The following is a 17,807-nucleotide window of genomic DNA, read 5'->3' as shown; positions in this document are numbered from 1 at the left end:
GTGTGTTCGGGTGGTGCTGCAGGTCTCAGTACGCGTGGACGCGGCCCTCCGGCCAGTGCCGCTCGACGCCCGTGGCGTCGAGCTCGCCCTGATAGGCCTCGCGGTAAGCGGTGTCGGAGTGCACGGTGTGCGGGGCGGTGCCGTTCGCGACGCAGAACGCGGCGAGATGTCCGGCGGCCTCACCGATGTTCCACTCCACCGGGTGCAGCCGGTAGCAGCCGTTGGTGATGTGCGTCGTGCCGATGTTCTTGTTCGCCGCCAGGAGGTTGGTCACGCGCTGCGGGATGAGCGCGCCGAGCGGGATCTCGAACGGCGTGGAAGCTACATCGATGTAGGTGTCTCCGCCGGTGGAGGGGTGCAGGTCGATCCGGTACATCCCGACTCCGACCGACTCCTCGTAGCGGGTCGCGCCCTCGTCGCCGCGGATCGCGTACGACACGTCGTTCTCGGTGATCGTCGTGAGTGCTCGGATGCGACGGGATTCACGATGGTAGGGTGCCTGGGCGAGCCCGTCGGTCGAGCCCATCACGTCGGGTCGGAGCCTGAGACCGGGGAAGCCTGTTCCGCCGTCCGCCCGAGGCGCCTCGGTCTGCATCCAGTACAGCATCGACAGGCTCAGCTGCCGCGCGTCATCGTAGCGCTCGAGCTCCGTCTCGCGAGGAACGTCGAGCACGTGCTCGAGGAAGTAGTCGATGCTCGGCCAGTTGACCAGTGAGATGTCGCTCTCGTAGAACCCGGGCGTGAACAGGTCGCGGGCGGCGATGCGACGGAAGAACCAGAGGTTCTGATCGCCGGCGTTCTTCGACTGGTCGGCGTCGACGGCGAGTGCGTCATCGCCCGGGTTCGGGCTGAAGGCGCGGGTGTCGATCTCGAGTGTGCGGGGGTTGGGTGCCGTCCAGGAGAGGAGCGGGTGGCCCTGCCATGCGGATGGGGTGTACTGGCGCCAGAAGTCGTAGCGCTCCGGGCGCTCGATCGTGTGGTCGCCGTCCACATGCTCGACGGCGAAGCACACGCTCAGCGCCTGCACGTTGTCGGGCTGAGCGATCTCGGGAGCGCTGGGCTCTCCGGTCTCGGCTCTCGACTCGAACCCCGTCACGTACTCGGTGCCGGTGAGCGGCAGAAGCTCGCCGGTCTCGGTCGCGTCGACCACGTAGGACGCATGCACCGTCACGTCTTCCTCTCCGACCTCGGAGCTGAGGGTGACGGAGGTGACGCGGTCGCCGTCGGTCGTCGCGGAGACGGGCCGGCGCCGCTCGAGCAGTGTGATCCGTCCGGCTGAGCGGTGCGGGGCGAGCATCTCCTCCAGCACGCCGACCGCGATGCGCGGCTCATGGCACAGCTTCGACACCCAGCCTGCGCCCGGGTTCAGTTCGGCCTTCGCATGGGCGTCGTCGATGAGCGGGTACCGACGACGATAGACATCGCGGATGCCGTCGCGCAGTGCGCGAAAGCGGGCGGTGATGCCGAACTCCTCGACCCAGGGGTGCTCATCCGGCGGCACCGCCTGTGAGGTCAGCTGCCCGCCGATCCACGGGAACTCCTCGGTCAGGACGACGTTCGCTCCACGGTCGGCGGCAGCGAGCGCGGCGGCGATACCGCCGAGGCCTGCTCCGACGATGAGGATGTCGGTGGTCTGTTCACGCGTGGTCACGAATGGTTCCTTCGGTGTTGCGGGCGGTGGCCGGGGCAGCGGCGAGCGAAGCGCCGTCGATGTCGGGGCAGTCGAGCATCTGGTGGTAATCGGATTCGTCCAGAACGGGTGCATTCGGCATCCGCCCCTCTGGAGAGCGTGGAGTGGGCGATTCCTGGTCGACGATCCGCGACAGCAGCACGAGAGCGCGGGCGCCCATCTCTTCACGCGGGACAGCGAACCCTGACCAGGTGCGACCGCCGTGGCGCGGATGGTGCGGCTGGCCGAGAAGCAGCATCGACACATCGGCCGGCATCCGCAGCCCACGGGATTCGAGTTCGTCTGCGAGCTCCTCCGGGTAGTTCTCCGGTGCGACGAGGATCGAGGTGAGACGCCGTTCAGCGATCTCCTCTGCGGCACCTGACACGTCATGGACGTCGACGAAGCGCAGTGGAAGCCCGTGAGCGCGCATGGCCTGCCGGTATCCCTCGACGCGATCGAGCGTGGGCTGATCACTCGACTGGGGGCCCGCGTATCCGATGCGGGTGTGACCGTTCGCGATGAGTCGCTCCACCTGACGAGAGGTCGCAGTGAGGTAGTCGGCGCCGACGTACGGGAGCAGGCGGCCTTCGCTGACGCGCTTTCCGATGAACACGAACGGATACTTCGTATCGAGAAGATGCTGCAGCTCGCCGCGATCCTCATGCTGTCCGAGTAGGAGGCAACCGTCGGCGATGCCCAGGCGCTGCCATCCGTCGCGGGCGAGCTGACGCCGACCGTCGACGACGCGGGCTGAGGTGAAGAGCAGCATGTCGACGCCGAGTTGCTCGGCCGCGTGCTCGATGCCGATGAGGAAAGCGCCGTAGAAATCGCGGCCACCGCGAGGAAATGTCGCCTCGTACGTGAAGACGCCGAGGATCTGGTTTCGCCCTCCTGCGAGGCGCTGCGCGACCGGATTCGCCGAGTAGCCCGTGATGCGGATGGCATCGAGCACGCGCTCGCGGGTCTCGTCGGAGATCCGGACGCCGGCCGGTGCGTTCGCATTCAGGACGAAACTGACCGTCGACTGGCTGACGCCGGCCATCGCGGCGACATCGGCCTGTGTGAAGCGGTGACGCGGCATCGATCCTCCTCGATCTGACGTCCAGCCTGAAGACGGCATGGTGACGAGACAGCAGTCTGTCGCTCCGCGGCGCGAACGGTCAATTGAATAATGCGCATTATTAGCGCATTGTGTTCGTCCGCGACGTCAGCACCCGCGTCTGCAAATCCGCATTATCGGCGGACGGTCCTCGATGCGATCGCAGCGGCATCTGGTCGGGCACGTCGGCTCCTCGCCCACGCGTAGACTGGACACACCACCCCGGAAGACCGAGGAATCGTCATGTCTGCCCCAGCTCGCACATTCACCGTGCGCAACATCCAACTGCTGCGCGCGCTCTTCGCGGCGGCGTCGGCGCTCATGATCACCTTCTCCTCAGATCACTCCGCGGCAGTCGGGTTCGCCGTGTTCGGTGGTTTCGTCGCCGCGAGCGGATTCATCTTCCTGCTCGGCGCCTGGCTCGCCGTTCCTGCGGGATCGCGCTGGCCGCTCATCCTTCTCGGCGTCATCGACCTGCTCACCGCGATCGTCAGCGGGGTCCCGACCTGGCGCACCGACGCGGTGTTCTTCGTCGTCGTCATCATCTGGGCTGCGGCGACCGGCCTCGTGGAACTCATCGCCGGGCTCCGCGCCCGCCGTACGGATCCGGCCGCGAAGGACGCCATCACGGTCGGCGCCCTCGGTCTCCTGCTCGCGGTGGTCCTGCTCATCATCCCCGCCGGATACTCGCTGCAGTACTCGGTCGACGGCGCGGGGGCACTGACGCTCACCGGGATCATCCTCGCTGTCGGGATGGTCGGCGGCTACACCGCCATCGTCGCCGTGTTCCTCGCGATCGCCGGATTCTCACCGAATCGTTCGGATGCGAAGGATGCCGAGACGAAGGATGCCGAAACCGATGACGCCACGAGCGCCTCGGTCGAGAGTGGAGGAGCCCCGTGAGCGATAAGAAGACCAATCGTCGAGAGCTGCTGCGTCCGCTGCACCTTCTCGGGATCGCGCTCGTCTGCGGCATCTTCGCTGCCGTCGTCACATTGGTCTCGACCGGTGCGTTCACGTCGCGTGTCAACGATTCGATCGCCAACGGCAACTACCAGGGCCTCACGCCCGTCGCTCTGGGCCTGGTCATCGGCGGTGGCGCGTTCATCGTGACGCTGCTGATCATGTCGATGCTGATCCTCGCCGTCGATCCTCGCGAGTACCAGGACAAGACGCTCGAGCGCCCGGTTCTGTACGACGAAGAGCCTGACGACGAGGCCTCGAACCCGAGCGACTCCTCGAACCCGAGCGACTCGGACTCCTCGAAGTCCTGAGCCGCGGCATCCTTGCGCGGCCTACTTCGCGAGGCGCTCCGCGATGCCGATGTACGTCGCGGGCGTGAGAGCGAGCAGGCGCTGCTTCGCAGCATCCCCGATCTCCAGCCCTTCGACGAAGGATGCCAGCTCCGCTGCCCCGACGCGGTGACCCCGGGTCAGTTCCTTCAGCAGCGCGTACGGGTCGCTGATCGTGGAACGGCCGGCGACGACCTCGGCGCGGATCACCGTCTGGATCGCCTCGGCGAGAACCTCCCAGTTCACGTCGAGATCGGCGAGCAGCACATCCCGCGCGAGCGAGATCTCGTTCAACCCGCGACGCAGGTTGTCGAGAGCGAGCAGTGAGTGCCCGAACGCGACGCCGATGTTGCGCTGCGTGGTCGAGTCTGTGAGGTCGCGCTGCAGACGCGAGGTGACCAGAGTCTGCGACAGCGAGCCGAGGAGCGCGGCCGACAGCTCGAGATTCGCCTCGGCGTTCTCGAAGCGGATCGGGTTGATCTTGTGCGGCATCGTCGACGAGCCGGTGGCTCCGGCGACCGGGATCTGCGTGAAGTAGCCGATCGAGATGTAGGTCCAGATGTCGGTGGCCAGATTGTGCAGGATGCCGCCGGCGTGACGCACCCGGTCGTAGAGCTCGACCTGCCAGTCGTGCGACTCGATCTGGGTGGTGAGCGTGTTGAAGCCGAGGCCGAGGCCCTCGACGTACTCACGGGCGATCGCCGGCCAGTCGGCATCCGGATCCGCGGCGAGGTGCGCCGACCAGGTGCCGGTCGCACCGGAGAACTTCGCGAGGAAGTCAGAGCCGGCGATCTGCGTGCGCACGCGCTCGAGGCGCCACGCGAAGACGGCGAGCTCCTTGCCCATCGTCGAAGGCGTGGCGGGCTGGCCGTGCGTGCGGGAGAGCATCGCAGCATCCGCGTGCTCGACCGACAGGTCGCGGAGCTTCGCGATCAGTCCGTCGAACGCCGGCAGCCACACGTCCTCGACGGCGCGCTTCACGGTGAGCGCGTACGAGACCGAGTTGATGTCCTCACTGGTGCACGCGAAGTGCGTCAGCTCTGCGATCGAATCGAGGCCCAGCGTCTGAAGGCGGTCGCGCACGAGATACTCGACGGCCTTCACGTCGTGACGGGTGACGGCCTCCTTCTCGGCGAGCCAGTCGATCTCGTTCTGCCCGAAATCGCGGTAGAGGCCGCGCAGGCGCTCCTTGTCAGCATCCGCCAGCGGCGACGTGCCGAACAGCGAGTGATCGGTCAGAGCGATCAGCCACTCCACCTCGGCCTCTACCCGCGCACGGTTCAATCCGGCCTCGGAGAGGTACTCGCCGAGAGGAGCGACGGCCGGGCGATAGCGCCCGTCGAGGGGGCTCAGCGGCTGGACGGGGAAGGAGTTCGGGGAAGTCAGGGGAGTCCTCCTGATCGGGCCCCATTCAGTTCTGGGGCATCGTGCGGGACGTCGTGCGGCTGGAACGCAGCGCGGGTTCGAGCTGACGGAACAGGCCTCGGGTCGCGGTCTCAATCATAGCCAGCACGGCGTCGAACATCGTCGCCTCGGCGTAGTACGGATCCGGTACGTCCAGGTTCTCGGCATCGCGGTCGAATGACAGCAGCAGCGTGACCTTGCCCTCCTGGTCCTCGTCGCGGGCCCACTCCCGCAGGATGCGCTCGTGCGTGCGATCCAGAGCGACGACGAGGTCGTTGTCGGCGAAGGATGCCGCGGTGAACGGCTTCGCACGATGACGGGACCCGTCGTATCCGCGGCGTTCGAGAGCCTCGATGGTCCGGATGTCGGCGCGTTCTCCCACGTGCCATTCACCGGTGCTGGCGCTGCTCGAGGCGACCCGCGAACTGAGCCCTTGGCGCTCCGCGAGGTCGCGGAACACCACCTCCGCCATGGGAGAGCGGCAGATGTTGCCCGTGCACACGAAGATGACGCGGAAGGGCTCGGGCGATGTCACGCGTCCCATTCTGCCTGTCGGCATCCTTCCTGCACAGTCGCAGTGCTCTCTTCGCGCGCGCTGTCGCCGAACTCTTCCTGCACGTCTTCGCGGTCGGGGCGGCTCTGCACGGTTCGCGCTTCAGGCCGGCCGACGGGGCCGCGGCGCGAGGCATCCTTGGCACATGCTGAACATCATCGCGGACGAGTCGTGGAGCTCGGAAGCCCTCTGGAAGTGGTTCTCGGCGCAACGCGCAGTCAATGAGGCGATCGCCGCTCTGGAGGATGCCGGAGCGGGACTGCTTCCGCTCGTGGAGGCGAGCGACTGGCAGGCAGACGGTGTGCGCGCCCTGCACGCGCTCATCATCGAGCTGAAGGATCGCACCACGATCGAGGTCGGCGTGCTCGGCAACCGGCTGTGGGAACTCGACGCTGCGGGCCGATCATGAGCGACGGTCTCGACATCACTCATGGCGGCGCGATCGCCGTCGACCCTGAAGCGCTGCGAGCGGTCGCCACCGCGATGGGCAGAGCGGCGCCGAGGTTTGCGGATGCCGCCACCGCGATCCGCACCGCCCACAGCTTCATAGTCGGCACGCCGAACCTCAGCGCTCAGGTCGACACCGTGGCGCTCTGGGCCAGTGGGGACCGCGCCGACGTGCTGCATGAGGAGTGTCAGACCGCATCCGCCAACACGCTGCTGATGGCAGACGTCTACGAACTCGTCGAACTGCGTGCGCAGCTGGCCGCATCGGCGATCCACGACACCGCGCAGGCGTTCGCCATCGATGCGCGCATCGCGCAGCTCGAGGCGTCCGATCCGCGGGTGAACGAGATGGAGCAGTGGCTGCTTGCGGGGTGGAGGGACAAGAGGTTCGAAGGACTCAGCGAGCAGCTCTATCTGGGGCCTTCCGCGCTGACGGGAGGGTCCCCCCTCTATCTGGGCGCGGCGTTGGCCCTGGCGGCGAGGGTTGCGGCAACCGGCACCGGCAGGCTTGCACCGAACGCGACGCTGTCCGGGAGTGGCGGGCCGGTATCGGTCACGCCGGTGAAGACGGGTACGCAGATCGCTCCGCCGACGAGCCTGGCTGAGGCGCTCAGACGATTCCCGACTGCACCCGATGCGCAACTCAAGGTCGAGAGGTACACCATGCCGAGCGGCTCGAACCGGTTCGTGCTCTATGCCAAGGGAACGCAGATGAGCGTCGATCCGAAGGAGCCCTTCGACATGACGTCGAACCTCGAGTTGTACACCGGGCAGGAATCGGCGTCGTACGCCGCTACGGTCGCGGCCTTGGAGACGGCGGGTGCCCAGGCCGGCGATGAGGTGCACGTGTATGCCCACTCGCAGTCGGCCATGAACGCCGCGTACCTGTCATCGCAGAGTGAGTTCGACGTGACGGTGCAGGTCACCGCTGGCAGCCCGGTGCATCCGACGGTCGGAGAAGACCAGCTGCTGATCGAGCTCCGGCACACGGATGATGCGGTCAGCAGTCTCGCCGGTGGTGGATCGCCAGGAGGCACCGGCTCGCCGGACAGCCTCGTCGTGACCAGAGACGGCGATCCTTTCGATGTGCTGTTCCCATCGCACATGATGGAGGGCTATACCGAGACCGCGGAGATGGTCGACGCGTCCGGCGACGTGCGACTGGAGGCGTGGCTCGACAAGGCAAGAGAACTCGACGAGGCCGTGGCGATCGAATCGACGGAGTATGTCGCTCGGCGGGAATGACGCGCGCTGTGAACAGGCGGGTGCCGATCACAGGGCGCGGATCACAGGGGCCCCGATCAGTCGCGGCGCTGCTTCCGCTGCGGGCGGAGGATGCCGCCGAAAACCGCATTGATGATCGAGATGATGATCGCCGCGAGCACGCCCCACCAGAAGCTGCCGACCGTGAGGCCCCAGCCGAATCCGGAGGTGATCCACGCTGTCAGCCACAGCAGGAACCCGTTGATGATCAAGCCGATGAGCCCGAGCGTGAGGATGTAGAGCGGGAACGCGACGATCTTGATGACCGTGCCGATGATCGTGTTGACCAGTGCGAAGATCGCCCCGACCGCGAGCAGGGTGAGCACGAGCTGCAGGGTCTCGCCGGGAGGGAACGCCGTGATGTCGACCTGCAGCACAGGGATCAGCGTGACGACCCACAGGGCGAACGCGTTGATGACGACTCGGATGATGAAACGCATGGTGGATTCAGTCTCGCACGACGGGTGGCGGTTGTCACCGGATGCGCGTGCTGACGGTTTCGGAGAGCTCGGGACAGCTCTGCGCGACCGCCACTCGTAGACTGACCTCGTGACCGAGCCGATCCTTCCCCGCATCCGTCCAGAGATCGCCGCACTCGCGCCGTACCGGCAGGGCAAGCAGGCGGGCCCGGATGCCTTCAAGCTCTCCAGCAACGAGAACCCGTTCGAGCCCCTGCCGTCGGTGCTCGAGGCTCTCGCTCACACCACGCCGATCAACCGCTACCCGGACGCCACCGCCACCCGCCTGCGCGAACGCCTCGCCGCCGGCTACGGCGTCGAGCTCGACCAGGTGCACGTCGCCAGCGGCAGCGTCGCGATCCTGTACCAGCTGGTGCAGGCAGCGGCATCCGTCGGCGATGAGGTCGTCTACGCCTGGCGCTCCTTCGAGGCGTACCCCGGTCTGCCTCTCGTCGCCGGAGCGACCGGCGTACAGGTGCCACTGACCGCCGACGCGCGTCACGACCTCGACGCGATGGCGGATGCAGTGACCGAGCACACCCGCGCGATCCTGCTGTGCACCCCGAACAATCCCACGGGCCCGATCATCACCAGCGACGAGTTCGCCGCGTTCGTCGCCAAGGTGCCCGCCGACGTGCTGGTCATCCTCGATGAGGCGTACGCCGAGTTCGTCACCGCGGAGGATGCGGTCGACGGTCTCGCCGAGCGCGTGTTCGAGCGGCATCCGAACGTCGTCGTGCTGCGCACCTTCTCCAAGGCATACGGACTCGCCGGACTCCGCGTCGGCTATGCGATCGGTCAGGCAAGGGTGCTCGATGCGGCCAGGGCCACCGGCATCCCACTGTCCGTCACGGCCGCTGCCGAGACAGCCGCGATCGCGAGCCTCGACGCAGAAGCCGAGCTCCTCGACCGGGTCGCGGTGATCGTCGAGCGGCGGACGCGTCTGCTGGATGGACTGCGCGCACAGGGCTGGGATGTTCCGGACAGCCAGGCCAACTTCGTGTGGCTGCCCACCGGCGAACGCACCGACGAGGTTGCCGCGGCTTTCGTGGCCGCCGACATCATCGTGAGGCCGTTCTCCGGTGACGGCATCCGCGTCTCCGTCGGCGAGGAGGCCTCGATCGACCGGGTGCTCCACGTCGCCTCCACTGTGCGGTGACCTGCGGTTTCTCCGGACTCCGGGCAGAAACGAGGGTGTCCTAGGTATACGTGACCGGGCATGCCGGCTCGGTTAGCGTAGGACCGTGACCTCGTCAGAGACTGATCTCGTCCGCGTCCTCGAGGCGGATGGCCGCTTCACGCCCAGCCCTGCCGCCGAGCAGTACCTGCCACTGATCGAAGCGATCAGTGATGCAGAGCTCGAGCAGTTCTACCGCGACATGGTCGTCATCCGCGCCATCGACAATCAAGCCACGAACCTGCAGCGCCAGGGGCAGCTGGCGCTCTGGCCGCCGAGCCGCGGACAGGAAGCGGCACAGGTCGGATCCGCGCGCGCCGCGCGTGCGCAGGACACGCTGTTCCCCTCGTATCGCGAGCACGCCGTCGCTCGTATCCGCGGCGTCGATCCGATCGGCATCATCAAGCTGATGCGCGGCATCTCGCACGGCGGCTGGGATCCGACCGATCCTGCCAACGGCAACACCCGGCTGTACACGCTGGTGCTCGGCTCGCAGGTACTGCACGCGACCGGCTACGCCATGGGCCTCAACTTCGGCGACCGCTCAGGGACGGGCGACCCGGAGCGCGACGAAGCGGTGATCGTGTACTACGGCGACGGCGCCTCGAGCCAGGGCGATGTGCATGAAGCGATGGTCTTCGCCGCCAGCTACCAGACCCCGACCGTCTTCTTCCTCCAGAACAACCAATGGGCGATCTCCGTCCCAGTGTCGACGCAGACCCGCGTCCCGTTCGCGCAGCGCAGCGCGGGCTATGGCATCGACAGCATCCGCGTCGACGGCAACGACGTGCTCGCGAGCTACGCCGTCTCGCGCGTTGCGCTGGATGCCGCGCGCGCAGGCAAGGGCCCGCGCGCGATCGAGGCCGAGACCTATCGCCTTGGTGCGCACACCACGAGCGATGATCCTACGAAGTACCGCACGAGCGACGAGGAGGAGTCGTGGCGGCTGCGCGACCCGATCACGCGCATGCGCGCCTTCCTCGAGGGGCGTGGGGCTGCCGGCTCCTTCTTCGACGAGGTGGATGCCGAGGGGGCTGATGCCGCCGAAGACCTCCGTGTCCGCACCCTCGCTCTCGAACCGCCCCGTGCGAACAAGATCTTCGACCACGTGTACAGCGAGCCGCATCCGCTGATGGACGAGCAGCGCGCGTGGCGCGAGCAGTACGAGGCCTCTTTCGAACAGCCGACGCAGAACGCCTCGACGCAGACTGGAGGGGAGCGCGCATGACGCTCGAGACGATGCCGTTCAGCAAGGCCCTCAACGCCGGCCTGCGCAAGGCGATGGAGGACGACCCGCGCGTCCTGATGATGGGCGAGGACATCGGAAAGCTCGGCGGAGTGTTCCGCATCACCGAGCACCTGCAGCGCGACTTCGGTGAGAAGCGGGTACTGGACACCCCGCTCGCCGAGTCGGGAATCGTCGGCACCGCGATCGGTCTCGCGATGGGCGGATTCCGTCCCGTCTGCGAGATCCAGTTCGACGGCTTCGTGTTCCCCGCGTTCGACCAGATCACGACTCAGCTGGCGAAGATCACCAATCGGCACGAGGGCGCGGTGTCGATGCCCATCGTGATCCGCATCCCCTACGGCGGCCACATCGGCGCCGTCGAGCATCACCAGGAGAGCCCGGAGACCTACTTCGCGCACACTCCAGGGCTGAGGGTCGTCTCGCCGTCGACGCCGAATGATGCGTACTGGATGATCCAGGAAGCGATCGTCTCCAACGACCCCATCATCTTCCTGGAGCCGAAGAGCAAGTACTGGCAGAAGGGCGAGGTCGATCTCGAGCTGTCCGCCGCCCCTCTCCACTCGTCACGCGTGGTGCGCACCGGCACGGATGTCACCCTGGTCGGCCACGGCGCCATGGTCACGACCCTGCTGCAGGCCGCTGCGCTCGCCGAGAGCGAGGGGACGAGCTGCGAGGTCATCGACGTTCGGTCGCTGTCGCCGGTCGACTACGGGCCGATCCTCGACTCGGTGCGCAAGACCGGTCACATGGTCTACGCGCAGGAGGCGCCGAGCTTCAACAGCCTCGGCGGCGAGATCGCCGCCACCGTCATGGAGCGCGCGTTCTACGCACTCGAGGCTCCGGTGCTTCGGGTGTCGGGGTACGACGCCCCGTTCCCGCCCGCCAAGCTCGAGGGCACGTTCCTCCCGGATGCCGACCGCATCCTCGAGGCCGTCGACCGGTCACTGGCCTACTGATCCCCGCTGATTCATGCGCACAACTCCGGAGAAACTCGCTGAAAGGGCCGCAAGCGCGCGCCGAAACCGGCGATCGGTAGAAATCCTCCGGAGTTATGCAGGAGCCGTCCGTCGAAAGGACTCGCAATGAGCACGCAGAACTTCACCCTCCCCGATGTGGGCGAGGGCCTGACCGAGGCCGAGATCGTCACGTGGAAGGTCGCCCCTGGTGATCACGTCGCGATCAACGACGTGATCTGCGAGATCGAGACGGCCAAGTCACTCGTCGAGCTGCCGTCGCCGTACGCCGGCGTCGTCGGCGATCTGCTGGTCGGCGAGGGCACGACCGTCGAGGTCGGCACCCCGATCATCAGTTTCGTGTCGGATGCTGTGCCCGCTGCCGCGACACCGGCAGCCGCTCCCGCGGCGGATGAGGCCGGCGGCTCGGTCCTGGTGGGCTACGGCACCGGCGCAGGTGCGACTTCGCGTCGCACGCGGCCTGCCGCGCGCCCGGTCCGTTCGTCGGTCGGCGTCATCGCGAAGCCTCCGATCCGGGGGCTCGCCCGCGATCTCGGCGTCGACCTCTCCTCGGTCACCCCGACGGGAGCCGACGGCGAGGTCACCCGCGACGACGTGGTGAAGCAGGCTTCGCAGGCGAGCGTGTTCCGCAACATCGAGACTCCGGAGTGGGGCGCGGTGCGCGAGGAAACGGTGCCCGCACCGAAGAGCGCCCCTGTCGGCCTCGCCCGAGGGGTCGCTGCCGCGCCGGCATCCGCTGGTCACGATTCGGATGCCCGCACCGAGTCGATCCCCGTCAAGGGCGTGCGCAAGGTGAGCGCCTCTGCCATGGTGCAGAGCGCGTACACCGCCCCGCACGTCACGGTGTGGAAAGAGGTCGACGCGACGCGCACGATGGAACTGGTCAAGCGCCTGAAGACCTCACCGGACTACGCCGACATCAAGGTGTCGCCGCTGCTCATCGTCGCGCGTGCCGTGATCTGGGCCGTGCGCCGCAACCCGATGGTCAACGCGGCCTGGGTCGAGGCCGAGGGCGGCGCCGAGATCGCGGTGCGCCACTACGTCAACCTCGGCATCGCCGCGGCCACTCCGCGCGGACTCCTCGTGCCGAACATCAAGGACGCGCAGGACCTCAACATGCGCGAGCTCGCCCGCGCTCTCAACCGGCTCACCCTGACCGCGCGCGAGGGCAAGACTCCGCCTGCTGATCAGCAGGGCGGCACGATCACGATCACCAACATCGGCGTGTTCGGGATGGATGCCGGAACCCCGATCATCAACCCCGGCGAGGCCGGCATCGTGGCGATGGGCACCATCAGTCAGAAGCCGTGGGTCGTCGACGGAGAGGTGCGCCCGCGCTACGTCACCACGGTGGCAGGGTCGTTCGACCACCGCGTGATCGACGGCGACGGCATGAGCCGCTTCATCGCCGACGTCGCGAGCATCCTGGAGGAACCGGCGCTGCTCGTCGACTGACGTGAGGCCTCGTTGAAAGACCAAGGGAGCAGTGTCCACTGATGTCGAACTTTACCGATGACCTCAACGCGTGGGTGGGGCGACAGGCCCAGTCCTCTGTAGAAGAGCAGATACTCGCTGCCTACGCGGCGGAGCATCCAGCTCCGGAGGGGCAGGAGTGGTTCATCGCGGGGCAGCAACGCGAGAGCGACGGGATCGCCTACCGTTTCGACTTGCGAGCTGCCTCGGAGTGACGGGCAGTCGTCGCTACGGGCGCGCGCTGAGTCGCCGCTCTGCGAGCCGAGGCACCGTCCGCTCGCGGGCCGCGCGGCGCGCGGTCGCGATGGCTCCGACGGACACGACCTCGGCTCCCAGAGCTGATGCGAGGATCTCCGGCGCCGGCAGGTGAAGCTCATCGGGGAGGATGCGCCGGGCTGCGGCGAGCACGGGCTCGATGCTCTCGGCGACCGCGCCGCACACGATCACGCGGGATGGGTCGTACATGCTGCCGAGCACTCCGACGATTCGCGCGACCGTCGCGCCGACGCGGTCGGTGATGAGCACGGCATCCGTGTCTCCCGACGCCGCGAGCGTCAGAACGAGGCGTGGGTCGATGTGACGTCTGTCGACCAGGCGGCCGAGTGCGCTGTCGACCGCGATCTCGCGGTTCTGGACCGCGGCGCGAACCTGATCCTGCACGGCGTATCGCAGGCCGAAGGCCGAACCGACGCCGACGATGTGATCGAACATGATGCCCTCGCCGACGCCGCCGTGCGCGCCGTGCAGCACGTGTCCGTCGACGACCACGCCGCCGCCGAAGCGTTCGCTGGCGAGTAGGGCGACGTAGTCGCGGCATCCGATCGCCGCTCCGACAGCGCCCTCGGCGATTGCGGCGAGCTGGGCGTCGTTCTTTATCTCCACCACGGGAGCCCAGTCGCGCAGCGCCTCCGCGAGGCCTGGATTCGTGCGCTCCCAGAATCCATCGGGATGCGGCGGCGAGATGCCCTTGCGATCGACGGGGGCGGCGACGCCGGCGCAGAGCGCGAGCACGCGGTCTCGGGGGATGCCGGCCTCGTCGAGCGCCGCACGCAGCCGCTCAAGGATCGTGGCCCTGCGCTCGTCGGCCGACTGGTCCGAAGAGATCTCCACCCGGTGATGCACGAGCGTGCGGTCGAGTGGATCGGCGATGGTCACGGCGAGGTGCGTGTCGCCCGCGTCGATCCCGACGACGACGCCGAGGTCGGCGGAGAGGGCGAAACGCCTGGCTGGACGTCCTGAGCGGTAACTGCCTGCGGCTCGAGCGTTGGGGAGCTCGCGCAGGACGTCGGCGCCGAGCAGTGTGTCGATCGCGTCGATGGCGGTCGATCGGGTGAGCGACGTGGCTGCCATGACGTCGGTGGCGGTGAACTGCCCCGCGTCCCACGCGAAGTCGAGGACGGCGCCGACGCTTGCGCGTCCGGTGCCGAGACCCGTCGAGACTTCTGTCACACCCCTTGACCTTCCTATTGCCCTAATGAGAGAGTACCTCTCGACAGAGTAGATTTGACCACTAGATTTAGTAGGCGTATCTACGCGAGTGGAAGGACGACGGTGTCTGAGAAACGAATACGCGCGGTACGGATGGTCGCGGGAGGCCTTGGCCTCGCGATGGCCGGCGCGGCTCTCACGAGCTGCGCTGCGGGCTCGGGGGCGGAGACGATCCGCTTCACCTTCAACAAGCGCGAGGCGATCCCGTTCATGACCGAGCTCGTCGCCGAGTACAACTCGTCTCAGGACGACGTGCACGTCGAGATCGACACATCGGGGCCGGACGTCATCTCGGCCAGCTTCGTGCGGGGGAACCCGCCCGATCTCATCCTGGGCAACTACAACTACGAGATCGCACGCTTCGTGCAGCGATGCGCCCTCACCGATCTCTCCGAGACGGATGCGGCGGCCAGTATTCGCGACGATCTGCAGCCGCTCATGGAGCAGTACGGATCGTGCGAGGGGCGCACGAGTGCCCTGCCCTACTCGGTGATGGCGGCCTCCGTCATCTACAACAAGGAGATCTTCGAGGCCGAAGGGCTGGAGGTGCCGCAGACGTGGGACGAGCTGATCGCCGTGTGCGAGCAGCTGAAAGAAGCCGGGATCGACCCCTTCTACGCGACGTTCAAGGACGACTGGACCGTCGGTCAGGGCTGGTACGACTACGCGATCGGCGGCTCTCTCGACACGATCGACTTCTTCGATGCGATGGCCGTCGAAGGCGCCGCGGTCGGCCCCGACTCCGAGGTCTCATTCGAGAAGGACTTCGCCGAGCCCATGGAGCAGATGATGCAGCTGGCGGACGACTACACGAACGAGGATGCGGCGAGCCGAGGCTACGGCGACGGCAATCTCGCCTTCAGCAAGGGCGAGGCGGCGATGTACATGCAGGGGCCGTGGGCGTTCAGCGAGATCGCGAAGACCGCACCCGACCTCGAACTCGGCACCTTCCCGCTGCCCATGACCGACGACCCGGCCGACCTCGGCGTGCGCGTGAACATGGACCTCGGCGCGATGATCCCTGAGGGATCGCGGCACCAGGAAGCCGCGCGTGACTTCCTCGAGTACCTGTACCTCCCCGAGAACATCGAGGAGTACAACGCGTCGCAGCTCGGCTTCACCCCGACCAAGGACGCTCCGGCACCGGACGATCCGCGGATCGAGGGGATGATCGACTACTACGAGGACGGGCAGATCTATCACGGACCCTCGGTGCTCGTGCCCAAGACGATCCCGGTGATGAACTACGCACAGGCGATGGTGCTGGGAGCCTCGACCGCCTCGACGCTCCGCACCATGGACGCGGATTGGGCACGCATCGCCTTCCGCGCGCCGATCCCCACCACAGACGATGCGGCAGCCGGCGAGACAGAGGAGTCCGCACCGTGAGCACCACCGCACCCGCGAGCGCCACGCGGCCGAACAGCCCGACGACGGACACGACCTCCATCGTCACAGGGCAGGGACGCAAGCTCCGTCGGCACACCCGACGGGTCGAGCCGATCTACTACCTGTTCCTGCTTCCGACGCTCGTGCTCTTCACCCTCGCGATCACACTTCCCGCTGTGATGGGCATCTTCTTCAGCTTCACCGACTCGATCGGCATCGGCGAGTGGAGCTTCAACGGGGTGACCAACTACATCGCGCTGTTCAGCGACCCCGCGATCCTGCAGAGCTATCTGTTCACGTTCGGGTTCTCGATCGCCACCGTGATCGTCGTGAACGTCATCGCGTTCCTGCTCGCGGTAGGCCTCACCTCGCGCATCCGATTCAAGACGGGCCTGCGCACGATCTTCGTGATCCCGATGGTGATCTCGGGCATCATCATCGCGTACGTCTTCAACTTCCTGTTCTCGAACTCGATTCCTGCCGCTGGAGCTGCCGCCGGCATCCCGTGGCTCGAGACGAGCCTGTTGGCCAATCCGGATCTCGCCTGGGTGGCCATCGTCATCGTGACCGCATGGCAGGCGGTGCCAGGCGCGCTGCTGATCTATATCGCGGGTCTGCTCTCGGTGCCGAACGAGGTGTACGAGGCGGCGAGCATCGACGGTGCGAGCAAGACCCAGCAGCTCACCCGGATCACGATCCCGCTCGTCGCTGGATATGTGGTGATCAACGTGATCCTCGGATTCAAGGGCTTCCTGAACGCCTACGACATCATCGTCGGCCTCACGAACGGCGGCCCGGGAACCTCGACCCGCAGCGTCGCGATGACGATCATCACGGGCTTCAACAGCGGCGATTACGCCTATCAGATGGCCAACGCGACGATCTTCTTCATCGTCGCCGTGCTCATCTCCCTGCTTCAGCTCTCGCTGACCCGTGGAAGGAATGCACTGTGATGTCGACGACGCAGACACTCACCACGATCCCCACGTCGGGCCGGAAGCCACGCGTCCGGATGGAACGCGTGAACTGGTCGGGCACGATCATCCTGATCCTGTGTGCGGTGACGGTGCTCCTGCCGCTCTACGTCACGATCGCGATGGCGTTCAAGACCACCGGGCAGGCGGTCGACGGCAATGCCTTCTCGCTGCCTGCACCGTTCAGTGTCGACGGGTTCATCGAGGCGTGGAACCTCACCAAGTTCCCCATCGGTGCGGCGATCTCGCTGCTGGTGACCGCCGGCACCGTGATCGCGACGATCCTGCTCGCCGCCTTCGCCTCGTACGCGATAGTGCGCAACTGGGATCGCCGGCTGTTCCGGTACTCGTTCTTCTACCTGCTGGCGGCGATGTTCATCCCGTTCCCGGTGGTGGCACTGCCGCAGATCCAGCTCACCGGACGCGTCGGGCTCGACAACCCGCTGGGTGTGATCATCCTTGCGACGATGTTCCAGCTCAGCTTCAGCGTGCTGCTGTTCACGGCCTTCCTGCGATCCATTCCGCTCGAGCTCGAGGAGAGCGCCCGCATCGACGGCGCGACGACCTGGCAGACGTTCTGGCACCTGATCTTCCCGCTGCTCGCCCCGATGAGCGCGACCGTCGGCATCTTCGCCTTCCTCTACGCCTGGAACGATTTCATGATGCCGTCGCTCATCATCGCCGACCCTGCTCTGCAGACGTTGCCGGTGCGGCAGAACCTGTTCCAGACTCAGTTCAGTAACAACTACAACGTGTCGTTCGCCTCATATCTGATGGCGATGGCCCCTGCGATCCTGGCGTACCTGTTCACGCAGCGCTTCGTCATGGAGGGCGTCACGCAGGGCGCCGTCAAGGGCTGAGCGCCGAAGCCCCCGATCCCCGAGCCCGTCGAAGG

19 protein-coding genes are annotated in these 17,807 nt (G+C 66.8%); 13 read left to right on the top strand and 6 right to left on the bottom strand.

Translation table 11 applies throughout. The annotated features are described in order from the left end of the window. Nucleotides 1-25 precede the first annotated feature (25 nt). Together HDC95_RS13200 and HDC95_RS13195 are read right to left on the bottom strand one after the other, a co-directional pair. Nucleotides 26-1,651 (bottom strand): FAD-dependent oxidoreductase, encoded by a 1,626-nt coding sequence (locus tag HDC95_RS13200; RefSeq protein WP_259064028.1) that lies wholly within the window; start codon nt 1,649-1,651, stop codon nt 26-28. After that, on the bottom strand, nt 1,638-2,753 hold the full coding sequence (locus tag HDC95_RS13195; protein WP_259064027.1) for a LacI family DNA-binding transcriptional regulator: 1,116 nt from the start codon (nt 2,751-2,753) through the stop codon (nt 1,638-1,640). Before HDC95_RS13195 ends, HDC95_RS13200 begins: the two co-directional genes overlap by 14 nt. Before the next feature lie 261 nt (nt 2,754-3,014). On the opposite strand from HDC95_RS13195, the gene HDC95_RS13190 reads away from it, so the two are divergent. Together HDC95_RS13190 and HDC95_RS13185 are read left to right on the top strand one after the other, a co-directional pair. After that, nucleotides 3,015-3,674: an acyl-CoA synthetase gene (locus HDC95_RS13190; RefSeq protein ID WP_259064026.1), complete on the top strand. Its 660-nt coding sequence runs from the start codon at nt 3,015-3,017 to the stop codon at nt 3,672-3,674. Further along, nucleotides 3,671-4,045, top strand: coding sequence for a hypothetical protein (locus tag HDC95_RS13185; RefSeq protein WP_259064025.1), 375 nt, complete (start codon nt 3,671-3,673; stop codon nt 4,043-4,045). The genes HDC95_RS13190 and HDC95_RS13185 overlap by 4 nt, the downstream gene beginning before the upstream one ends. A gap of 21 nt (nt 4,046-4,066) precedes the next feature. Here the strand turns inward: HDC95_RS13185 and purB are convergent, their stop codons facing one another. Further along, nucleotides 4,067-5,449, bottom strand: a complete 1,383-nt coding sequence (gene purB, locus HDC95_RS13180; protein ID WP_259064200.1) for an adenylosuccinate lyase — start codon at nt 5,447-5,449, stop codon at nt 4,067-4,069. A 25-nt stretch (nt 5,450-5,474) separates the two neighbouring features. Continuing rightward, nucleotides 5,475-5,939 (bottom strand): low molecular weight phosphotyrosine protein phosphatase, encoded by a 465-nt coding sequence (locus tag HDC95_RS13175; protein WP_396652712.1) that lies wholly within the window; start codon nt 5,937-5,939, stop codon nt 5,475-5,477. Between the two features lie 56 nt (nt 5,940-5,995). Here HDC95_RS13175 and HDC95_RS13170 point away from each other — a divergent pair, with 56 nt between their 5' ends. Genes HDC95_RS13170 through HDC95_RS13160 form a run of 3 tightly spaced genes read left to right on the top strand, consistent with a single transcriptional unit; the run spans nt 5,996 to nt 7,712 of the window. Continuing rightward, nucleotides 5,996-6,172 (top strand): hypothetical protein, encoded by a 177-nt coding sequence (locus HDC95_RS13170; protein ID WP_259064208.1) that lies wholly within the window; start codon nt 5,996-5,998, stop codon nt 6,170-6,172. Further along, nucleotides 6,166-6,429 carry a hypothetical protein gene (locus HDC95_RS13165; protein WP_259064023.1) on the top strand — a complete coding sequence of 88 codons (264 nt, stop codon included), beginning with the start codon at nt 6,166-6,168 and terminating at the stop codon, nt 6,427-6,429. The genes HDC95_RS13170 and HDC95_RS13165 overlap by 7 nt, the downstream gene beginning before the upstream one ends. Next, a complete protein-coding gene (locus tag HDC95_RS13160; RefSeq protein ID WP_259064022.1) occupies nt 6,426-7,712 on the top strand; it encodes a hypothetical protein in 1,287 nt (428 codons plus the stop codon). The genes HDC95_RS13165 and HDC95_RS13160 overlap by 4 nt, the downstream gene beginning before the upstream one ends. 56 nt (nt 7,713-7,768) lie before the next feature. Here HDC95_RS13160 and HDC95_RS13155 read toward each other — a convergent pair whose 3' ends face one another. Beyond that, the gene (locus HDC95_RS13155) at nt 7,769-8,170 is read right to left on the bottom strand and encodes a phage holin family protein (protein ID WP_259064021.1); all 402 of its coding nucleotides are present in this window, start codon (nt 8,168-8,170) and stop codon (nt 7,769-7,771) included. Nucleotides 8,171-8,279: 109 nt separating this feature from the next. Here HDC95_RS13155 and HDC95_RS13150 point away from each other — a divergent pair, with 109 nt between their 5' ends. The 5 genes from HDC95_RS13150 (at nt 8,280) to HDC95_RS13130 (ending at nt 13,276) form a co-directional block, all read left to right on the top strand. Beyond that, a complete protein-coding gene (locus tag HDC95_RS13150) occupies nt 8,280-9,347 on the top strand; it encodes a histidinol-phosphate transaminase (protein WP_259064020.1) in 1,068 nt (355 codons plus the stop codon). 85 nt (nt 9,348-9,432) lie between these two features. Beyond that, nucleotides 9,433-10,593 carry a thiamine pyrophosphate-dependent dehydrogenase E1 component subunit alpha gene (locus HDC95_RS13145; RefSeq protein WP_259064019.1) on the top strand — a complete coding sequence of 387 codons (1,161 nt, stop codon included), beginning with the start codon at nt 9,433-9,435 and terminating at the stop codon, nt 10,591-10,593. Further along, complete coding sequence (locus tag HDC95_RS13140) at nt 10,590-11,570, top strand: alpha-ketoacid dehydrogenase subunit beta (RefSeq protein WP_259064018.1); 981 nt, start codon at nt 10,590-10,592, stop codon at nt 11,568-11,570. The genes HDC95_RS13145 and HDC95_RS13140 overlap by 4 nt, the downstream gene beginning before the upstream one ends. A gap of 126 nt (nt 11,571-11,696) precedes the next feature. Further along, nucleotides 11,697-13,043, top strand: a complete 1,347-nt coding sequence (locus HDC95_RS13135) for a dihydrolipoamide acetyltransferase family protein (RefSeq protein WP_259064017.1) — start codon at nt 11,697-11,699, stop codon at nt 13,041-13,043. A gap of 41 nt (nt 13,044-13,084) precedes the next feature. Continuing rightward, nucleotides 13,085-13,276, top strand: coding sequence for a hypothetical protein (locus HDC95_RS13130; RefSeq protein WP_259064016.1), 192 nt, complete (start codon nt 13,085-13,087; stop codon nt 13,274-13,276). A 13-nt stretch (nt 13,277-13,289) separates the two neighbouring features. Here HDC95_RS13130 and HDC95_RS13125 read toward each other — a convergent pair whose 3' ends face one another. Next, entirely contained in the window at nt 13,290-14,510 is a 1,221-nt protein-coding gene (locus HDC95_RS13125; RefSeq protein ID WP_259064014.1) for an ROK family protein, read from the bottom strand. Nucleotides 14,511-14,612: 102 nt separating this feature from the next. Between HDC95_RS13125 and HDC95_RS13120 the strand changes: the two genes are divergently transcribed. The 3 genes from HDC95_RS13120 to HDC95_RS13110 are packed head-to-tail and all read left to right on the top strand — an operon-like array spanning nt 14,613 to nt 17,772. After that, nucleotides 14,613-15,938, top strand: a complete 1,326-nt coding sequence (locus HDC95_RS13120) for an ABC transporter substrate-binding protein (protein ID WP_396652708.1) — start codon at nt 14,613-14,615, stop codon at nt 15,936-15,938. A gap of 59 nt (nt 15,939-15,997) precedes the next feature. Further along, nucleotides 15,998-16,891, top strand: coding sequence for a carbohydrate ABC transporter permease (locus HDC95_RS13115; protein WP_259064198.1), 894 nt, complete (start codon nt 15,998-16,000; stop codon nt 16,889-16,891). After that, complete coding sequence (locus HDC95_RS13110; RefSeq protein ID WP_259064013.1) at nt 16,891-17,772, top strand: carbohydrate ABC transporter permease; 882 nt, start codon at nt 16,891-16,893, stop codon at nt 17,770-17,772. The genes HDC95_RS13115 and HDC95_RS13110 overlap by 1 nt, the downstream gene beginning before the upstream one ends. The last annotated feature ends 35 nt before the right edge of the window (nt 17,773-17,807 follow it).

Origin of the sequence: Microbacterium sp. AK031, assembly GCF_024807145.1 — a bacterium.
Classification (GTDB): domain Bacteria; phylum Actinomycetota; class Actinomycetes; order Actinomycetales; family Microbacteriaceae; genus Microbacterium.
This window is presented reverse-complemented; position numbering and strand designations above follow the sequence as displayed.